14 protein-coding genes are annotated in these 15711 nt (G+C 55.6%); 13 read left to right on the forward strand and 1 reads right to left on the reverse strand.

Annotated features, from left to right (window positions below; translation table 11 throughout):
* Positions 1–86 precede the first annotated feature (86 nt).
* The 7 genes from DW089_RS02295 (at position 87) to mutY (ending at position 6654) form a co-directional block, all read left to right on the forward strand.
* Positions 87–875, forward strand: coding sequence for a putative hydro-lyase (locus DW089_RS02295; RefSeq protein WP_255419930.1), 789 nt, complete (start codon positions 87–89; stop codon positions 873–875).
* A gap of 51 nt (positions 876–926) precedes the next feature.
* Positions 927–2117 (forward strand): NRAMP family divalent metal transporter, encoded by a 1191-nt coding sequence (locus tag DW089_RS02300; protein ID WP_105327521.1) that lies wholly within the window; start codon positions 927–929, stop codon positions 2115–2117.
* A 15-nt stretch (positions 2118–2132) separates the two neighbouring features.
* The gene (gene pxpB, locus DW089_RS02305) at positions 2133–2903 is read left to right on the forward strand and encodes a 5-oxoprolinase subunit PxpB (protein ID WP_118286711.1); all 771 of its coding nucleotides are present in this window, start codon (positions 2133–2135) and stop codon (positions 2901–2903) included.
* Positions 2900–3889, forward strand: a complete 990-nt coding sequence (locus DW089_RS02310; protein WP_118286712.1) for a biotin-dependent carboxyltransferase family protein — start codon at positions 2900–2902, stop codon at positions 3887–3889. Before pxpB ends, DW089_RS02310 begins: the two co-directional genes overlap by 4 nt.
* 100 nt (positions 3890–3989) lie before the next feature.
* On the forward strand, positions 3990–5111 hold the full coding sequence (locus DW089_RS02315) for a M20 family metallopeptidase (protein WP_231086953.1): 1122 nt from the start codon (positions 3990–3992) through the stop codon (positions 5109–5111).
* Positions 5112–5120: 9 nt separating this feature from the next.
* The gene (locus tag DW089_RS02320; RefSeq protein ID WP_105326345.1) at positions 5121–5606 is read left to right on the forward strand and encodes an 8-oxo-dGTP diphosphatase; all 486 of its coding nucleotides are present in this window, start codon (positions 5121–5123) and stop codon (positions 5604–5606) included.
* Complete coding sequence (gene mutY / locus DW089_RS02325) at positions 5590–6654, forward strand: A/G-specific adenine glycosylase (protein WP_231086955.1); 1065 nt, start codon at positions 5590–5592, stop codon at positions 6652–6654. The genes DW089_RS02320 and mutY overlap by 17 nt, the downstream gene beginning before the upstream one ends.
* Before the next feature lie 50 nt (positions 6655–6704).
* On the opposite strand, the gene DW089_RS02330 is transcribed toward mutY, so the two are convergent.
* Positions 6705–8492, reverse strand: coding sequence for a sigma-54-dependent Fis family transcriptional regulator (locus DW089_RS02330; protein ID WP_158572307.1), 1788 nt, complete (start codon positions 8490–8492; stop codon positions 6705–6707).
* A 183-nt stretch (positions 8493–8675) separates the two neighbouring features.
* On the opposite strand from DW089_RS02330, the gene DW089_RS02335 reads away from it, so the two are divergent.
* From DW089_RS02335 to ftsH, 6 genes are all read left to right on the forward strand, one after another.
* Positions 8676–8954: a UxaA family hydrolase gene (locus DW089_RS02335; protein WP_105326342.1), complete on the forward strand. Its 279-nt coding sequence runs from the start codon at positions 8676–8678 to the stop codon at positions 8952–8954.
* Positions 8955–8972: 18 nt separating this feature from the next.
* Positions 8973–10139: a UxaA family hydrolase gene (locus DW089_RS02340; protein WP_105326341.1), complete on the forward strand. Its 1167-nt coding sequence runs from the start codon at positions 8973–8975 to the stop codon at positions 10137–10139.
* Positions 10140–10157: 18 nt separating this feature from the next.
* On the forward strand, positions 10158–11114 hold the full coding sequence (locus tag DW089_RS02345) for a 2-keto-3-deoxygluconate permease (protein WP_118286713.1): 957 nt from the start codon (positions 10158–10160) through the stop codon (positions 11112–11114).
* A gap of 173 nt (positions 11115–11287) precedes the next feature.
* On the forward strand, positions 11288–12550 hold the full coding sequence (locus tag DW089_RS02350) for a four-carbon acid sugar kinase family protein (protein WP_118286714.1): 1263 nt from the start codon (positions 11288–11290) through the stop codon (positions 12548–12550).
* A complete protein-coding gene (pdxA, locus tag DW089_RS02355; protein WP_105326339.1) occupies positions 12551–13642 on the forward strand; it encodes a 4-hydroxythreonine-4-phosphate dehydrogenase PdxA in 1092 nt (363 codons plus the stop codon).
* Positions 13643–13805: 163 nt separating this feature from the next.
* Positions 13806–15683: an ATP-dependent zinc metalloprotease FtsH gene (ftsH, locus tag DW089_RS02360; protein WP_105326338.1), complete on the forward strand. Its 1878-nt coding sequence runs from the start codon at positions 13806–13808 to the stop codon at positions 15681–15683.
* Positions 15684–15711 lie beyond the last annotated feature (28 nt).

Consider the following 15711-nt stretch of genomic DNA (forward strand, 5'->3'; position numbering starts at 1 on the left):
GTAAGGCATTGGCTGAGAATGGCGTAGAAATTGCCGCTGCTGGTACGTTCCTGAGATAAGTTCCCATACGGAAAGGAAGGATGACAATGGACTATAGTGCCATGAAACCCCAAGCAGTTCGCCAATTGATTCGGGAAGGCAAGATTGACTATTTTACCAGCGGCATGTGCAAGGGGTATGCCCAAGCCAACCTGGTAATCCTGCCCAAAGAACTGGCTTTTGATTTTCTGCTGTTTACTACCCGCAATCCCAAGCCCTGTCCCGTTTTGGACGTAACGGAAGTGGGCAGTCCGGAACCCAAAGCGGTGGCTCCGGGAGCGGATCTGCGGTATGACATTCCCAAGTACCGGATTTACAAGAAAGGGCAGCTGGCAGCTGAAGTTACCAATCTGGATGGATATTGGCGGGATGACTTGGTGGCCTTCCTGCTGGGCTGCAGCTTTTCCTTCGAAGGTCCCATGCTGGATGCAGGCCTGGATGTACGGCATATTACGGAAGACCATAACGTGCCCATGTACATTACCAATATTCCCTGCACCCCAGCCGGCGTGTTCCATGGTCCTATGGTAGTTTCTATGCGGACCATGACGCCCAAGGCAGCCATCCGGGCCATTCAGGTTACCAGCCGGATGCCCAATGTTCATGGGGCGCCCATCCATTTTGGAGACCCGGCAGCCATTGGCATCAAGGATATTGCCAAACCGGATTTCGGTGATCCTTCTACCATATACGAAGGGGAAGTACCGGTGTTCTGGCCCTGCGGGGTAACCCCCCAGGCCGTAGCCATGGCTGTAAAGCCCGATTTCATGATTACCCATGCACCGGGCCACATGTTCATTACGGATGTATTGAACGCTGATTTGAGCATTTTATAAAAATAAAGAAAAATAGAGAGATCAGACAAGACCAAATGAGGGGAACTTACCATGAAAAAAGAATCTAACCTGAGCGTATTGCTGGGGGCAGCGTTTCTGATGGCCACTTCGGCCATTGGACCGGGCTTTTTGACCCAGACCACCGTTTTTACCGGCCAATTGGGAGCCAGCTTCGGCTTTGCCATCCTGGCCATGATCATCATTGATGCCATTGCCCAGCTGAATGCCTGGCGCATTATTGCCGTAGCCAAAAAACCTGGACAGGATATTGCCAATATGGTGTTCCCAGGCCTGGGGTACTTTGTTTCTGCCCTGGTGGTTGCCGGCGGTCTGGCTTTTAACATCGGCAATCTGGGGGGTGCAGGGCTGGGGCTTAACGTGCTCTTTGGCATCAGTCCTATCGCAGGTGCTCTCATTAGCGGTGCTTTGGCCATCTTCATCTTCCTGAGCAAAGAAGCCGGGAATTTGATGGACAAGTTTGCCCAAATTGCTGGGGCCGTGATGGTGCTCCTGACCATTTATGTGGCGGTGATTTCCAACCCTCCTGTAGGGGAAGCTATTAAGGAAACCTTTGCTCCCAGCCATATTGACCTGATGGCTATTGTAACCCTGGTAGGGGGCAGTGTAGGCGGCTATATTACTTTCTCTGGCGGCCATCGTCTGCTGGACGCAGGCATCTGCGGGGAAGAAAACCTGCCGGAAGTGAACCGGAGCTCTCTTATGGGTATCGGTATTACCAGCCTGATGCGGATTTTTCTGTTTCTGGCAGCCTTGGGGGTTATCAGCCACGGCTTCAAACTGGATCCTGCCAATCCCCCGGCTTCCGTATTCCAACTGGCGGTAGGGGATGTGGGCTATAAAATCTTTGGTATTGTCATGTGGTCCGCTGCCATTACTTCTGTAATTGGCTGCGCTTATACGTCAGTTTCTTTCATTCGTACCTTCAGTGAATCCCTGAACCGGAACTACCGGTATTTGATTATTGCCTTTATCGTTTTCTCTGCTGCCATTTTTGCTTTCATTGGCCGTCCGGTAACGGTATTGGTGGTGGTAGGCGCCCTGAACGGGCTGATCCTGCCTATCGTTTTGGGCTCCCTGCTTTTGGCTGCCCGGAACAAGAAAATTGTGGGAAATTATCAGCACCCCAAGGTTTTGATTGTTTCTGGCTGGTTGGTATTTTTGGTGATGTTGTACATGGCTGCCAATACGGTGCTGAAGATGTTTCCTACCCTGTTTAAATAAGGAGGCCGTACGGTTATGACCAAGGCTGAAGAATTTTTGGCAGCGGCAAAAATTCTCCCGGTGGGGGAAGCTGCCTTGATGGTTTCTTTTGGGGATGTGATTGCCCCGGAGTTGCTGAACTGCTCCCGGGCCTTGACCCAAGCCCTGGAAGAGAATCCCTTTCCAGGTATTTATGAGTTTGAAGCGTCCTATACGGGCGTGACTATTTTTTATAATCCTCTGGTGCTGGCTTCCCAATCAGACCTGCCGGAAGACCCGGTGCTGTCCAAGGGCTTTCGGGAGGCTGCCAAATGGGTACGGAATTTATTGGACCAGCTGGTGCTGACGACCAGCGGAGAAACCGAAAAGGTGCGGATTCCTGTCTGCTACGGCGGGGAATTCGGGCCGGACCTGGACTATGTGGCGGAATACCACCATATGACGCCGGACGAAGTGGTGAAAATCCATACCAGCGGTGACTACCTGGTGTACATGATTGGTTTTGCTCCCGGTTTCCCCTACATTGGGGGATTGCCGGAAGCCATTGCCACCCCTCGCCGAGATACGCCCAGACTGGTAATTCCCAAAGGGACAGTAGGTATTGCCGGTACCCAGACCGGGGCTTACCCGTTGGAAACCCCTGGTGGGTGGCAGCTGATTGGCCGGACGCCCCTAGAACTGTTTCGGCCTCAGGATCCGGAGCATCCCAGTGTGCTCCAGGCAGGGGATAGAATTGAATTTTACAGCATTACGCCGGAAGAGTATGCCGAGATTGCAGCCAAAGAGAAGGGAGATGCCGTACAATGAACATTCTTGTGAAGAAAGGCGGCCCTTTGACGACCTTGCAGGATCTGGGGCGGTATGGCTACCAAAAATATGGGGTACTGGTCAGCGGAGCCATGGACTCCTTGTCCCTGGAATTGGGCAATCTACTGGTGCAGAACAAGCCGGGGGAAGGGGCTCTGGAAATGAACATGGGCGGGCCCGTACTAAAGCTGCCGGCAGGGCTGGTCTTTGCCCTGACGGGTGCTGACCTCCAGGCCAAACTGGGCGGTGTGCCCGTGCCTATGAACCGGGCCATTTATGTAAAAGAAGACAGCACCCTGCTTTTTGGCATGGCAAAAACGGGAACCCGTGGTTATCTTACCGTAGCTGGGGGCTTTGACGTGCCACTGGTTATGGGCAGCAAAAGCACCTACCTGCGGGCTAAGCTGGGCGGAGTCGGAGGCGCACCCTTAAAGGACGGAGAAGAGCTGGCGGTGGGAGCGCTGATGGAAAGCCAAAAAGCCTTTGCCGCAGAGCTTTCCAAACAGGGAGGCAAGGCCTTCTCCAGTATGGGCTGGTCCCTCCCTAATGGAGGCGTACTGGAGCCTGGCCCCATTCGGGTAGCGGAAGGGCTACAGTACGACTGGTTTACGGAAGAGAGTTACAACATCTTCTTTGGCCGGCCTTACACCATTACGCCCCAATCGGACCGGATGGGGTACCGGCTGTCCGGGGAAGAACCTCTTACCTACAAGGAAAAGGGCAAGTCCCTGATTTCTGAACCGGTAACCTTCGGGTCCATCCAGGTACCGGCGGACGGGAATCCCATCATCCTGATGGCGGACCGGCAAACCACCGGGGGCTATCCGAAAATTGGCCAGGTAGTTCAAGCAGATCTGCCCCGGCTGGCCCAGCTGCGCCCGGGAGAAAAGCTCCGCTTTAAATTGGTGACACTGACAGAAGCGGAAGGAGCGTTGGCCAAGCAGCGGGAATTTCTAAAAGAAGCGGCCTTGATGACCGCTCGGTAAGATTTTTGTTCATATGGTATAATGCAGTGAGAACTGCAGTAGTAAAACCTTGCCCTGCAGGAGTTTCCTGCAGGGTACTTTTTTGTAAAGGAGCAAAGCGATGGCACTGGATGTAACGCAATATTTGGCGGATTTGGCGGAGCTGGTGGGTCTGGAGTCTTTTAGCCGGTATCCGGAAGGAACGGCCAAGGTGGCGGCCTGGCTGCAAAACCGCTTGGACAAGGCGGGCTGGCAAACGACCCTGATTCCCGTTGGGGAGGAAGTGGGACCCTGTCTGAAGGCGGTATGGGGTCGGGAGGACCACTATGATGTAATTCTTTTGGGCCATATGGATACGGTATTCCCCCCGGGCACGGCGGCCCAGCGGCCGTTTTCTACGGAAGGGGACAAGTTTAAGGGTCCTGGGGCTTCGGATATGAAATGCGGGGACCTGTTCATGGTATATCTGGCGGAGCTGCTCAGTGCGGAAAAGGCCAAGGGCAGTGTCTGCCTGCTGTTTAACCCGGACGAAGAGATCAGCTCCCGGTTTTCCCGGCCTATTATAGAGCGGGAAGCCCAAAAGGCGGACCATGCACTGATTATGGAATCGGCCCGGCCCAATGGGGATCTGGTCAACGAACGGAAGGGCATTGCCAAGTACCGGCTGACCTTCCACGGAATTGCTTCCCATGCGGGGGTAAACCCGGACAAAGGCGCCAGTGCCATTAACGAATTTATCCGCTGGGGAGAAAAAATTATAGCTTTGGCCAGCCCAGAAGCAGGCACCACGGTGAATATTGGCCTGGTGAACGGCGGCACTGCAGCCAATGTGCTGGCGGCAGAATGCACCTGTGTCCTGGATGTGCGGATCAAGACCCTGGCAGAGGGGGAGAGAATTGACAAGGCCCTGCGGCAGCTGCAGGCTGCTCCCTTTGACAGTCGGGTGAAGGTGGACGTGGACGGCGGGGTAGCCCGGCCTCCCATGCTGCCTACGGAAAAATCCCTGGCTTTCTGCCGGCAGGCGGAGCAGGTGGCTGGGCATCTGGGGCTGCGTTTCCACTGGCAGGCAGCCGGGGGCGGCAGTGACGGCAACTTTACCTCTGCCCTGGGCATTCCCACCATTGACGGGATGGGTCCTATTGGGGGAGATGGCCACGCCGTTACGGAATACGGGCTGATTTCCAGCCTGGAACCCCGGTTTGCCTTTCTTGCAGCGTTGGTGAAAACGCTGCTGACGGAGTAGGAGGCGGGTATGCGGGATACTTCTTTGGTTTACCCCATTGATGCCCAGGGCCGGGTACTGCTGGGCCGGAAGAAGCGGGGCATGGGCGTGAACAAATGGAACGGTTTCGGGGGCAAGCTTGAACCGGGGGAAACCCTGCGGCAGTGTGCCGTCCGGGAACTGTGGGAAGAAAGCGGACTTACGGTCCGCCCGGAGGATCTGGAGCTGGTGGGGGATATTTATTTTGACCAGCCTTCTGATGGAAACTGGTCCCATGTGGGCATGGTGTACTTTGTCCGCCGTTGGCAGGGGCAGGTCCGGGCAACGGAAGAAATGGAGCCCCGGTGGTTTGCGGTGAAGGATCTGCCCTATGAGGAGATGTGGGAAGCGGATAAACGCTGGCTGCCTCTGCTGCTTCAGGGAAAACAGCTCCGGGGCACGGTGCAGTTTGACGAGGACTGCAACCACGTAATCCATGACGTGTATGCGGAGGTTCATCTTGACCCCGGCAAGTAACTGGCCCCAGCTGCTGCTGACCTGGTTTGACCAGAACCGGCGGGACTTGCCCTGGCGGGAAAAGAGCCCCCGGGATCCCTACCAGGTGTGGGTATCGGAAATCATGCTCCAGCAGACCCGGACGGAAGCGGTCAAGGAATATTTTGCCCGCTGGCGGCAACAGTTCCCAACGCTTCAGGCCTTGGCCCAGGCCAGCGAAGAACAGGTGCTTCGGGCCTGGCAGGGGCTGGGCTACTACAGCAGGGCCAGGAACCTGCACAAGGCGGCCCAGCAGGTGCTGGTCCAGTACGGGGGACAGGTGCCCCAGGAGGAGAAAGCCCTGCGCAGCCTGCCGGGGATTGGAGCCTATACTGCAGGGGCCATTCTGTCCATGGCCTACGGGCAGAAAATCCCCGCCGTGGACGGAAATCTGCTGCGGGTGCTGGCCCGGCTGTACGGGGTGGACGAGGATATTGCCGGCACTGCGGGGAAAAATACCCTGACCCGGCTGGCTGAAAAGGCCATTCCCGGGGAGCGGCCAGGGGACTTTAACGAGGCCATGATGGATCTGGGCGCGGAAGTCTGCATTCCCCGGCATCCCCGCTGCTCTCTTTGCCCCCTGACAGGGGTCTGCCAGGCTAGAGCGGAAGGCCGGGAGGAAGAACTGCCCGTCAAAAGCAAAAAAGCCCCCCAGAAGGTGTTTTATGCAGCCTGTGCCCTGTGGGAACAGGAGGGACGGTACCTGCTGCACAAGCGGCCGGAAAAGGGCATGCTGGCGTCCATGTGGGAATTTCCCATGGTGCTGGAGGCCGCGGAATCGGCTGCCAAGGCAGGGCTGGAACAGCTGCTGGGAGGCCGGACGGAAGCAGCCGTGTGGAGCCACAAGCACGTATTTACCCACCAGATTTGGCTGATGACCGGGTATCTATTGAACGGCAGCCAGGTGCCGGAGGGGGAATATCTTTGGCTCAGCCCTGAAGAATGGCAGCGCCTGCCGCTGGCCGGGCCTCACGCCAAGCTGGCGGAGAAAATCTGCCAGGGGGAATTGGCTCCGGTACTGGAATTTTAAAAGCCGAAAATAAAACAGGAGAAACCGCAAGTCCGGTTTCTCCTGTTTTTTTATTCCTTTTTCTTTTTGAGCAGCCGCCACAGGGTGGTACGGCTGATGCCCAGCCGCCTTGCTGCGGCACTTTGGTTCATATTTTCTTCTTCCAGGGTTTTCTGGACCACGGCCTGGATAAGCTGGTCCAGGGTTTGGTGGAGGGGCAGGGGCTGCCTTAGGGATGGCCGGAAGATTTCTTCCTCGTGCCGGAGCAGCTGCCGGATGGTGTGGGCCCGGATCCAGGGCGTCTCCGTAGAAAGTACAATGGCCCGGCGCAGCACCTGGCGCAGCTGGCTGGTGTTTTGGGGCCAGCTGTATTGGCACAGGAGGGTTACAGCCTCAGGATCCATGCCCACCAGTTTGGTATCGTATAGGTGGTTGTGGTGCTGGAGGTAGAGCAGGGCGTAGTTCAGGATTTTGTCCTCCTTGTGGGCCAGGGACGGCAGGGGGATGTGGAAGACCCGGAAGGTTTCCCTCAGGACGGTAAGCCTTTCCTGGAGCAGAGGATCTTCCGGGCTGCCGGTCAGCTGAAAGTACAGCCGGCCGGTGGCGCTGTAGCGGGCAGCGGCCAGTTCATCTACCAGCAGGGTAAATAGCTCCGGTGCCAAGCCTTCCAGATTCCTAAAGCAGAGGGAACCCTGCTCCAAAAACAAGGGAGAATGGGGGTCCGTGCAGAAATGGAGAATGTCCTCCTGGTGCAGCAGCCGGCAGTCCAGCTGCAGCAGGGGCGTTTGGGTGCGGCCGCTTTTTTCGTAGAGCTGCTGGCAGAAAATGTCCCCTTCTGTGCCGGGGGCCCCGGTAATGCACAGGGGCTGGACGCTTTTGGCCATTTCCAGGGCCTGTGTCCAGGCGGTCGGGGAAACAATCTGCAAAAAATTGGGCAGGCCCCGCTGCTCACTGTGGCCGGAGGAGGCTTCGTAAAAGGTTAGATAGGGCGGGGTCCCGGACTGGGTAAAGAAGCGCTGGGGCTGGATGAAAAACAGGCTGTAGGGGGCGTTCCGATAGTGGTGGCGCTGGGCCCTGATTTCAAAAAAGCCCTCCGGCAGTTTGCGGTACACGGTTTTGTCCCCTTCGGTGCGGATTGCAGGCAGCAGCCGCCGGCAGAAGGTTTGCAGTTTGTGCAGGTTCTTGGGCAGGTCGTCGTAGAGCAGCTCTCCCGTTTCGTCATAACAGAGCAGGTGTACGCCCTGCCGGCTGAGTCCGGCATGGAACAGGGTGTTTTCGGCGGTGGCCCGGCGCAGATAGGTGGTAACCTGGGTGACCTGGGTCAGGGCCTCCCGGACGCTTTCCCGGCCGGAGGTCAGCAGGACATTCTGCATGCCCAGTTTCTCCGCATATTCCACGGATACGGCGTCCCCGATAATCAGAGTGTAGCCCATTTCCTTTAACTGGGTTACTTTTTCGGCAGCATTATGCCATTGGTCGATATTATAAATGTCAAAATGCAGCTGCAATACGTCACAGAGCACCCGGGCCGAGTTGGCAATATTTTCGTAGGACAGGATGGCGGCCTTCCCCTGGTAGTGTTCCACCAGCTTGATGATGTGGAGCAGGTCGTAGTAGGAAATGGGGATGCCGAAAACCGGCAGGGTGGTGTTCTTTTCCACTTCCATTTTGGTACCGCCCCGGGACAGGACGGCATCGTAGTTTTCCAGGTGGTGCTGTTTCAGTTTTTCTACGCCTTCATAAATGGTGCCGACTTCCACCGTAACCTGGAGCTGGGGAAATTCTTTGGCCGTTTCCAGGATTACATGTTTCAGGGCTTCATAGGGCGCAATGGCCAGCAATTGGATTTTATGGTTCATAGGGATTCCTCCTGTTTCATAATGTAACATATATACAAGCAAATTACAATGTTCTGAACAATTTAAAAATATGTTTCAGATTTAAACGATTTTTGGATTTTGTATTCTTGAACCATTTTCCTGCACTTGTTACAATAAAGACGTCAAAACGGACGAAGGTCCGAATTCAGAGGGGGTATCAGAATGAATGCGGTTATTCATGTAAACAGCAAGGACAATTTGGTCACCTGCCTGCGTCCCATTGCCAAGGGCGAAACCATTACGTTTGAAGGCAAGGAGTACACGGCCACCAGCGACATTCCCAAGTTTCACAAAATGGCAGTAGCAGAAATCAAAAAAGACGAGTACTGCTACAAATACGGCCAGATCATTGGGGAAGCCCTGACGGATCTGCATCCTGGCGATTATGTACACGTACACAATCTGGCCAGCACCCGCGGCCGCGGCGACTTGAAGGCATAAGGAACAGGGGGAGCTATCATGAAAATTTTAGGCTATAGACGTGAAAATGGAACTTTCGGCGTACGGAATCATCTGCTGATTCTGCCCACCTCCGTGTGCGCTACGGATACGGCTGCCAAAATTGCAGCTCAGGTACCCGGCGCTGTGTATGTAAGCAATGAACATGGCTGCTGCCAGATCGGTTCCGACCAGGAACAGACCGAACGCACTTTGGCCGGCTTTGGCATGAACGCCAACGTAGGCGCTGTACTGGTGGTAGGTCTGGGCTGCGACGGTATTCAGGCTGATGACCTGGCCAAACGGATTGCCGTTACGGGTAAACCTGTGGACGCCATTACCATTCAAGGCTGCGGCGGCACCCTGAAAGCAATTTCCCGGGGCGGGGAAATTGCCTGCGCCATGGCTGCCAAACTGTCTACCCAAGTACGGACCGAAGGGGACATCAGCGAAATCATTCTGGGCATGGAATGCGGCGGTTCTGACCCCACCAGCGGTCTGGCTTCCAACCCCTCCATCGGCTATGTGTCCGATAAGCTGTGCAGCCTGGGCGGCAGCAGCATCCTCAGCGAAACCACTGAAGTTATCGGGGCTGAACACATCCTGGCCAAACGGTTTGTGGATGCGGATCAGCGGGAAAAATTCCTGACCATGGTGCATAACGTGGAAGAACGGGCCCTGAAACTGGGCGAAGATCTGCGTACCGGCCAACCTACTCCGGGCAACAAAGCCGGCGGCCTGTCCACCATCGAAGAAAAATCCCTGGGCTGCATGTACAAAGCAGGGACGGAAGCTCCCTTCATGGGCGCCCTGGATTATTCCGAAATGCTGCCTCTGGAAAAGAAAGGCCTGTATTTCATGGATACCCCGGGCCAGGATATTGAATCCATTACCGGCATGGTAGCCGGCGGCGCTACGGTAGTTGTATTCTCCACCGGCCGCGGCACGCCTACGGGCAGCCCCATTGCTCCGGTCATCAAGATTACGGGCAACACGGATACCTACAACAATATGCCGGACAACATTGATGTGAACGCTGGCAAGATCATTACCGAAGGCGCAACCATCAAAGATATCGGTGAAGAAACCTTCCAGCTGCTGCTGGACGTTTGCAACGGCAAGCTGACCAAGGCAGAAGCCCTGGGGCACCGGGAGTTTGGTATCTACAAAGTATCTGGCACATTCTAAGCAAGGACGGGGGCTATTATGAAAATATTACAGACTGTAAAGAAATGTCCGGGCGGTTTGATGATTGTTCCGCTGCTCTTGGGTGCCCTGGTGAATACCTGCGTTCCTGAATTTTGGGTAATCTTCAAAGGGACCTTTACTACCTACTTATGGAAAACTGGCGCCATGCCGCTTTTGGCAGCTTTCCTGTTCTGTAACGGGACAACCATTGATGTGAAGCAAGCCGGAACCACCCTGACCAAAGGCGTTTTGCTGACGGCCATTAAGGTGTTGGTGGGCATGGGTATCGGGGTAGCGGTCAGCTATACCTTTGGGGAAGCCGGTATCTTTGGCCTGGCACCCATTGCCATTATTGCCGCCATTGCCAACTCCAACGGGGGCCTGTATGCGGCTCTGGCTGGGGAATACGGCGATGCCACCGACGTAGGCGCTGTTTCCATCCTGTCCATCAACGATGGTCCTTTCTTCACTTTGCTGGCTCTGGGGGCTGCAGGCTATGCAGTTCCTGTTGAAGTACTGATTGGCTGCGTAATCCCCATTGTGGTAGGCTGCATTTTGGGCAACCTGGACCCGGATATCAAGAAGTTCTGTGAACCGGGGGCCAGCCTGCTGATTCCTTTCTTTGCCTTCCCGCTGGGCGCTGGCCTGACCCTGACTTCCATTGTGAAGGCCGGCCCTGCCGGTATCCTTTTGGGGGTTGCCTCCACGGTGCTCACTGGTCTTGCCGGGTACGCAGGCTACAAACTGATGCATTACAAACATGCCGAAGTCGGTGCCGCCATCGGTACCACCGCAGGCAACGCTGCCAGCACGCCGGCGGCTGTGGCTGCTGCTGGGGTTATTTCCACCGCTCTCAGCGATGCGGCTACGGTACAGGTTTCTGCCGCCATTATTACCACGGCTCTCCTGTGCCCGCTGCTGGTCACTATGCTGCATAAGCATGAGATGGCAACCCATCCGGAAGATTACAAATAAGCCTAGGGCTGGCTAAGCCTTGGGGCTGTATCAAGAGGTTTCGTTGATACAGCCCCTTTTCTTTGTAACCCGGCAAAAAGGGAGCAAAGGATTGCACGAAGGGGAGAAAACCCCTACAATAGGAAGAGCAAGTACTCCAAACAAAGGAAGCGCACAAAAGAGGAGCTGAAACTATGGAACTATTGATTTTGGCCGATGATCTGACGGGGGCCCTGGATACCGGCATCCAATTTGTAGATGAAGGGGCCAATACCCGGGTGGTGCTGGATCCCCAATATCCTTTGGAAGCCCTGGATCCCCAGGTACAGGTCCTGGTGATTGATACGGAATCCCGGCATATTCCTCCCGCCCAGGCTGCGGACCTGGTCCGTTCCATTACGGAACAGGCGGTGGCCCTGGGGGTGGCCTGCATCTATAAGAAGACGGACTCCGGCCTCCGGGGAAATGTAGGCGCGGAATTGGGCGCTCTGCTGGACGCTAGCGGCAGTACCCAGCTGCATTTTATTCCCGCTTATCCCAAAACGGAGCGGACTACAGTAGACGGAATCCATTATATTAAGGGAGTTCCCGTGGCGGACTCGGTGTTTGGCCAGGATCCCTTTGATCCGGTGAAGTATTCCCGAGTAGCCGATGTGCTCCATACCCAGACGGATTTTACGGTGCATAGCGTTGGTCTTCGGGAAATGGCCGGGGAGCAGCCCGGCATCCAGGTGTACGATGCCGTGACCCAGGAGGATATCCTGAACCGGGGGCTGGAACTGAAAAAGTTGGGACGCTTAAAAGTCCTGGCTGGCTGTGCCGGTTTTGCTTCGGTGCTGGCCCGGCTGATGGAAATTACCGGGAAGCGCCCGCCGCTGCCCAAGGCCGAAAAAGCGTTTCTTCTGGTCTGCGGCAGCGTGAATCCCATTACCCGCACCCAGGTAAAGCAGGCAGTGGACAGTGGAAGGATGGTGTATTATCCCTTAAAACCCGCCCAAAGCCTGACCCCAGGGTATTTTGCCACCCCGGACGGCGCCGTGCTTTTGGACGACCTGGCGGAGCAGCTGAAACAGGGCCGGCAGTGCCTGGTGGATACCAATGATATTCCCGGAGAAGAACCGGTGGAAGCCTACGCCGCCGATCGGGGCCTGAACCTGTCCGATGTGCGCAGCCGGATTCCGGAGGATATGGGGGCCCTGATCAAGGGCTTGCTGGACCGGCAGGTCCGGACTACCCTGATGGTAACCGGAGGGGACATTCTCATGGGCTTTGTACAGGCTCTGGGAACCTACGAGATTACCCCTATTCGGGAATTGTTTACCGGCACTGTGCTGTCCACAGTGCAGCTTGATGGCAAGACCCAGCTGCTGATTTCCAAGTCCGGGGGTTTTGGAGACCCGGATGTGATTCTGCGGCTGTTGGATACCCTGCAAACCACGACGAAGGAGGAAAAATAAATGCAAGAAAAACCCATTGTGGCCATTACCATGGGAGATCCTTTTGGCAACGGCCCGGAAATTACCGTAAAAGCTCTGCACGACCTGAAAATCTATGAACAATGCCGTCCCCTGGTGGTAGGCGATGCGTCCTGCATGGAATACGCTTTAAAGGTGGCGGAAAAGGTCAGCGGTTTTACCCTGAAACTCCATACCATCAAAGACGTAAAGGATGCCCTGTTCCAATATGGCACCATTGACCTGATCAGTCTGGATCTGGTGAAACCGGAACAAATTCCCCAGCACGAAAAGGACGGGAAACCCGCTCCCTTTGGGGTGGGGGCCTGCGCCCTGGGCGGGGAAGCTGCCTTCCAATACGTAATCAAGGTCATCGACCTGGCTATGAAGAATCAGGTGGATGCTACAGTTACCAACGCCCTCAGCAAGGAAGCCATCAATATGGCAGGGTACCATTACTCCGGCCACACGGAAATCTACGCCGAATATACCCATACCCAGCATTACACCATGATGCTGGCCCACGATAACCTGCGGGTGGTCCACGTTTCCACCCACGTCTCCCTGCGGGAAGCCATTGAACGGGTAAAGAAACCCCGGGTGCTGGAAGTCATCCGGATTGCCGATGCTGGCTGCAAGGCTTTGGGTATTGAGAAACCTAAAATCGCCGTAGCTGGTCTGAACCCCCACTGCGGGGAAGGGGGCCTGTTTGGCCGGGAAGAAATCGAGGAAATCCAGCCCGCCATTGATGAAGCTATGGCAGAAGGCATCTGCATACCGGACGGCAAGCCCACTCCGGCAGATACAGTGTTCTCCAAGGCACTGGGCGGCTGGTACGACATTGTGGTCTGCATGTACCATGACCAGGGCCATATTCCCCTGAAGGTCAAGGGCTTCGTGTACAACCATGAACTGGGCCGCTGGGATGCAGTGGCCGGGGTCAACATTACCCTGGGCCTGCCCATTATCCGGGCCAGTGTGGACCACGGCACCGGCTTTGGCCATGCAGGCAGCGGCAATGCCAACGAGCTGAGCCTGGAAAACGCCATTTCCTATGCCATCCAGCTGGGCATTCACCGGAAAAAACAAGCCTGATTGGGTAGTTTCAAGGAGCGGAGGAGAAGAAAACTTTTCCTCCGCTCCTTCTTTTTGCACTTCTCGTACAAACTGACTGTACAGTTCTGTCAAAGGGGCCGTTCTGTGCTATAATAAAACTTATCAAAGTTTCCTATTACCAGGCAGAAAGGAATTGATTGCGATGAATGAATCCGACCGCAACCCCAATAAAAGCAAGCAATATTATTATATTGCTGCCATCTTGATCATCCTGATCATCAATACCATCATCACCCCGCTGTTTTTTAAACCCCAGGTGCATGAGGTCAGCTATACCAATTTTCTGAGCATGGTGGACGAGGGAAAGGCCTCCAAGGTGGAAATCACCAAGGACAGGATTGCCCTGCTGTGCAATCAGGACGGAAAAGAACAGATTTACGTTACCGGCCGGGTGGACGACCCGGAACTGGTGAGCCGGCTGGTGAAGGCCAAGGTGGAGTTCTCCCAGGTGATTCCTAAGGAAGAATCTCCCATTACCCGGTTCTTCAACAACTGGATTTTGCCCTTCCTGATTTTCATGGTAATCGGCCAGCTGATTATGCGGTATTTGGGCCCCAAAATGGGCGGGGGCAATATGATGAGCTTTGGCAAAAGCAACGCCAAGGTGTATATCGAAGCCCAGACCGGCACCACCTTCAAGGATGTGGCTGGCCAGGACGAGGCCAAGGAAGCCCTCCAGGAAATCGTCAACTACCTGCATAATCCCTCCCGGTACACGGCCATTGGTGCGGTGATGCCCAAGGGCGTATTGCTGGTAGGACCTCCTGGGACTGGTAAGACCCTTTTGGCCAAGGCCGTAGCTGGGGAAGCCAAGGTACCGTTCTTCTCCATTTCCGGCTCCGAGTTCATTGAAATGTTTGTGGGCATGGGCGCCGCCCGGGTTCGGGACCTGTTTAAGCAGGCCCAGGAAAAGGCTCCCTGTATTGTGTTCATTGATGAAATTGATGCCATCGGCAAAAAGCGTGACAGCGGCCAATTTGGCAGCAATGATGAACGGGAACAGACCCTGAACCAGCTGCTTTCCGAAATGGATGGGTTTGACGGCAGCAAGGGCGTCATCATTTTGGCCGCCACCAACCGGCCGGAAGTGCTGGATAAGGCGCTATTGCGGCCGGGGCGTTTTGACCGGCGGGTACCGGTAGAATTGCCGGACCTCCAGGGCCGGGAAGCTATTTTGAAGGTCCATTCCCACGATGTACGCATGGATCCCCAGGTGGACTTCCACACGGTGGCTCTGGCTACCAGCGGGGCCTCCGGTGCTGAACTGGCTAACATTGTCAACGAAGCCGCCCTTAGGGCGGTGCGGATGGGCCGGACGGAAGTGACCCAGGAGGACCTGGAAGAATCCGTGGAAGTGGTTATTGCCGGGGCCCAGAGAAAGGGTGCGGTGATTTCCCAGGACGAAAAGAACGTGATTGCCTACCACGAAATCGGCCACGCCCTGGTGGCAGCTTCCCAGAAAAATTCTGCCCCCGTTCACAAGATTACCATTATCCCCCGTACTTCCGGAGCCCTGGGCTATACCATGCAGGTGGATACCCAGGAAAAGGTGCTCATGAGCCGGAAGGAATTGTACGAAAAGATTGTTACCCTGACCGGCGGCCGGTCCGCCGAAGAAGTGGTGTTCAACCTGGTAACCAGCGGCGCCTCCAACGATATTGAGCAGGCCACCAAGCTGGCCCGGGCCATGATTACCCGGTTTGGCATGACGGATGAGTTCGATATGGTTGCCCTGGAATCCGTGAATAGTGCCTATCTTAGCGGGGATACCTCCCTGGCCTGCGCACCGGAAACCGCAGCCAAGATTGACGAAGCCGTGTTCCAGCTGGTGAAGAAGGCCCATAAGGAAGCCCGGGAAATCCTGGAAAGCCGGCGGGCCAAAATGGACGAGCTGGCCCAGTACCTGCTGAAGAAAGAAACCATTACCGGGGACGAGTTCATGGCCATCTTAAACGGCAACAACCCGGATGCTCCGGCAGAAGCAGAAACGGTGGATACCACCGCCACAACAGAAAGCTAAGCAAGAACCGTACCCTGGACAGGATTTC

Source organism: Acidaminococcus sp. AM05-11 (assembly GCF_003472805.1).
Classification (GTDB): Bacteria; Bacillota; Negativicutes; order Acidaminococcales; family Acidaminococcaceae; genus Acidaminococcus; species Acidaminococcus hominis.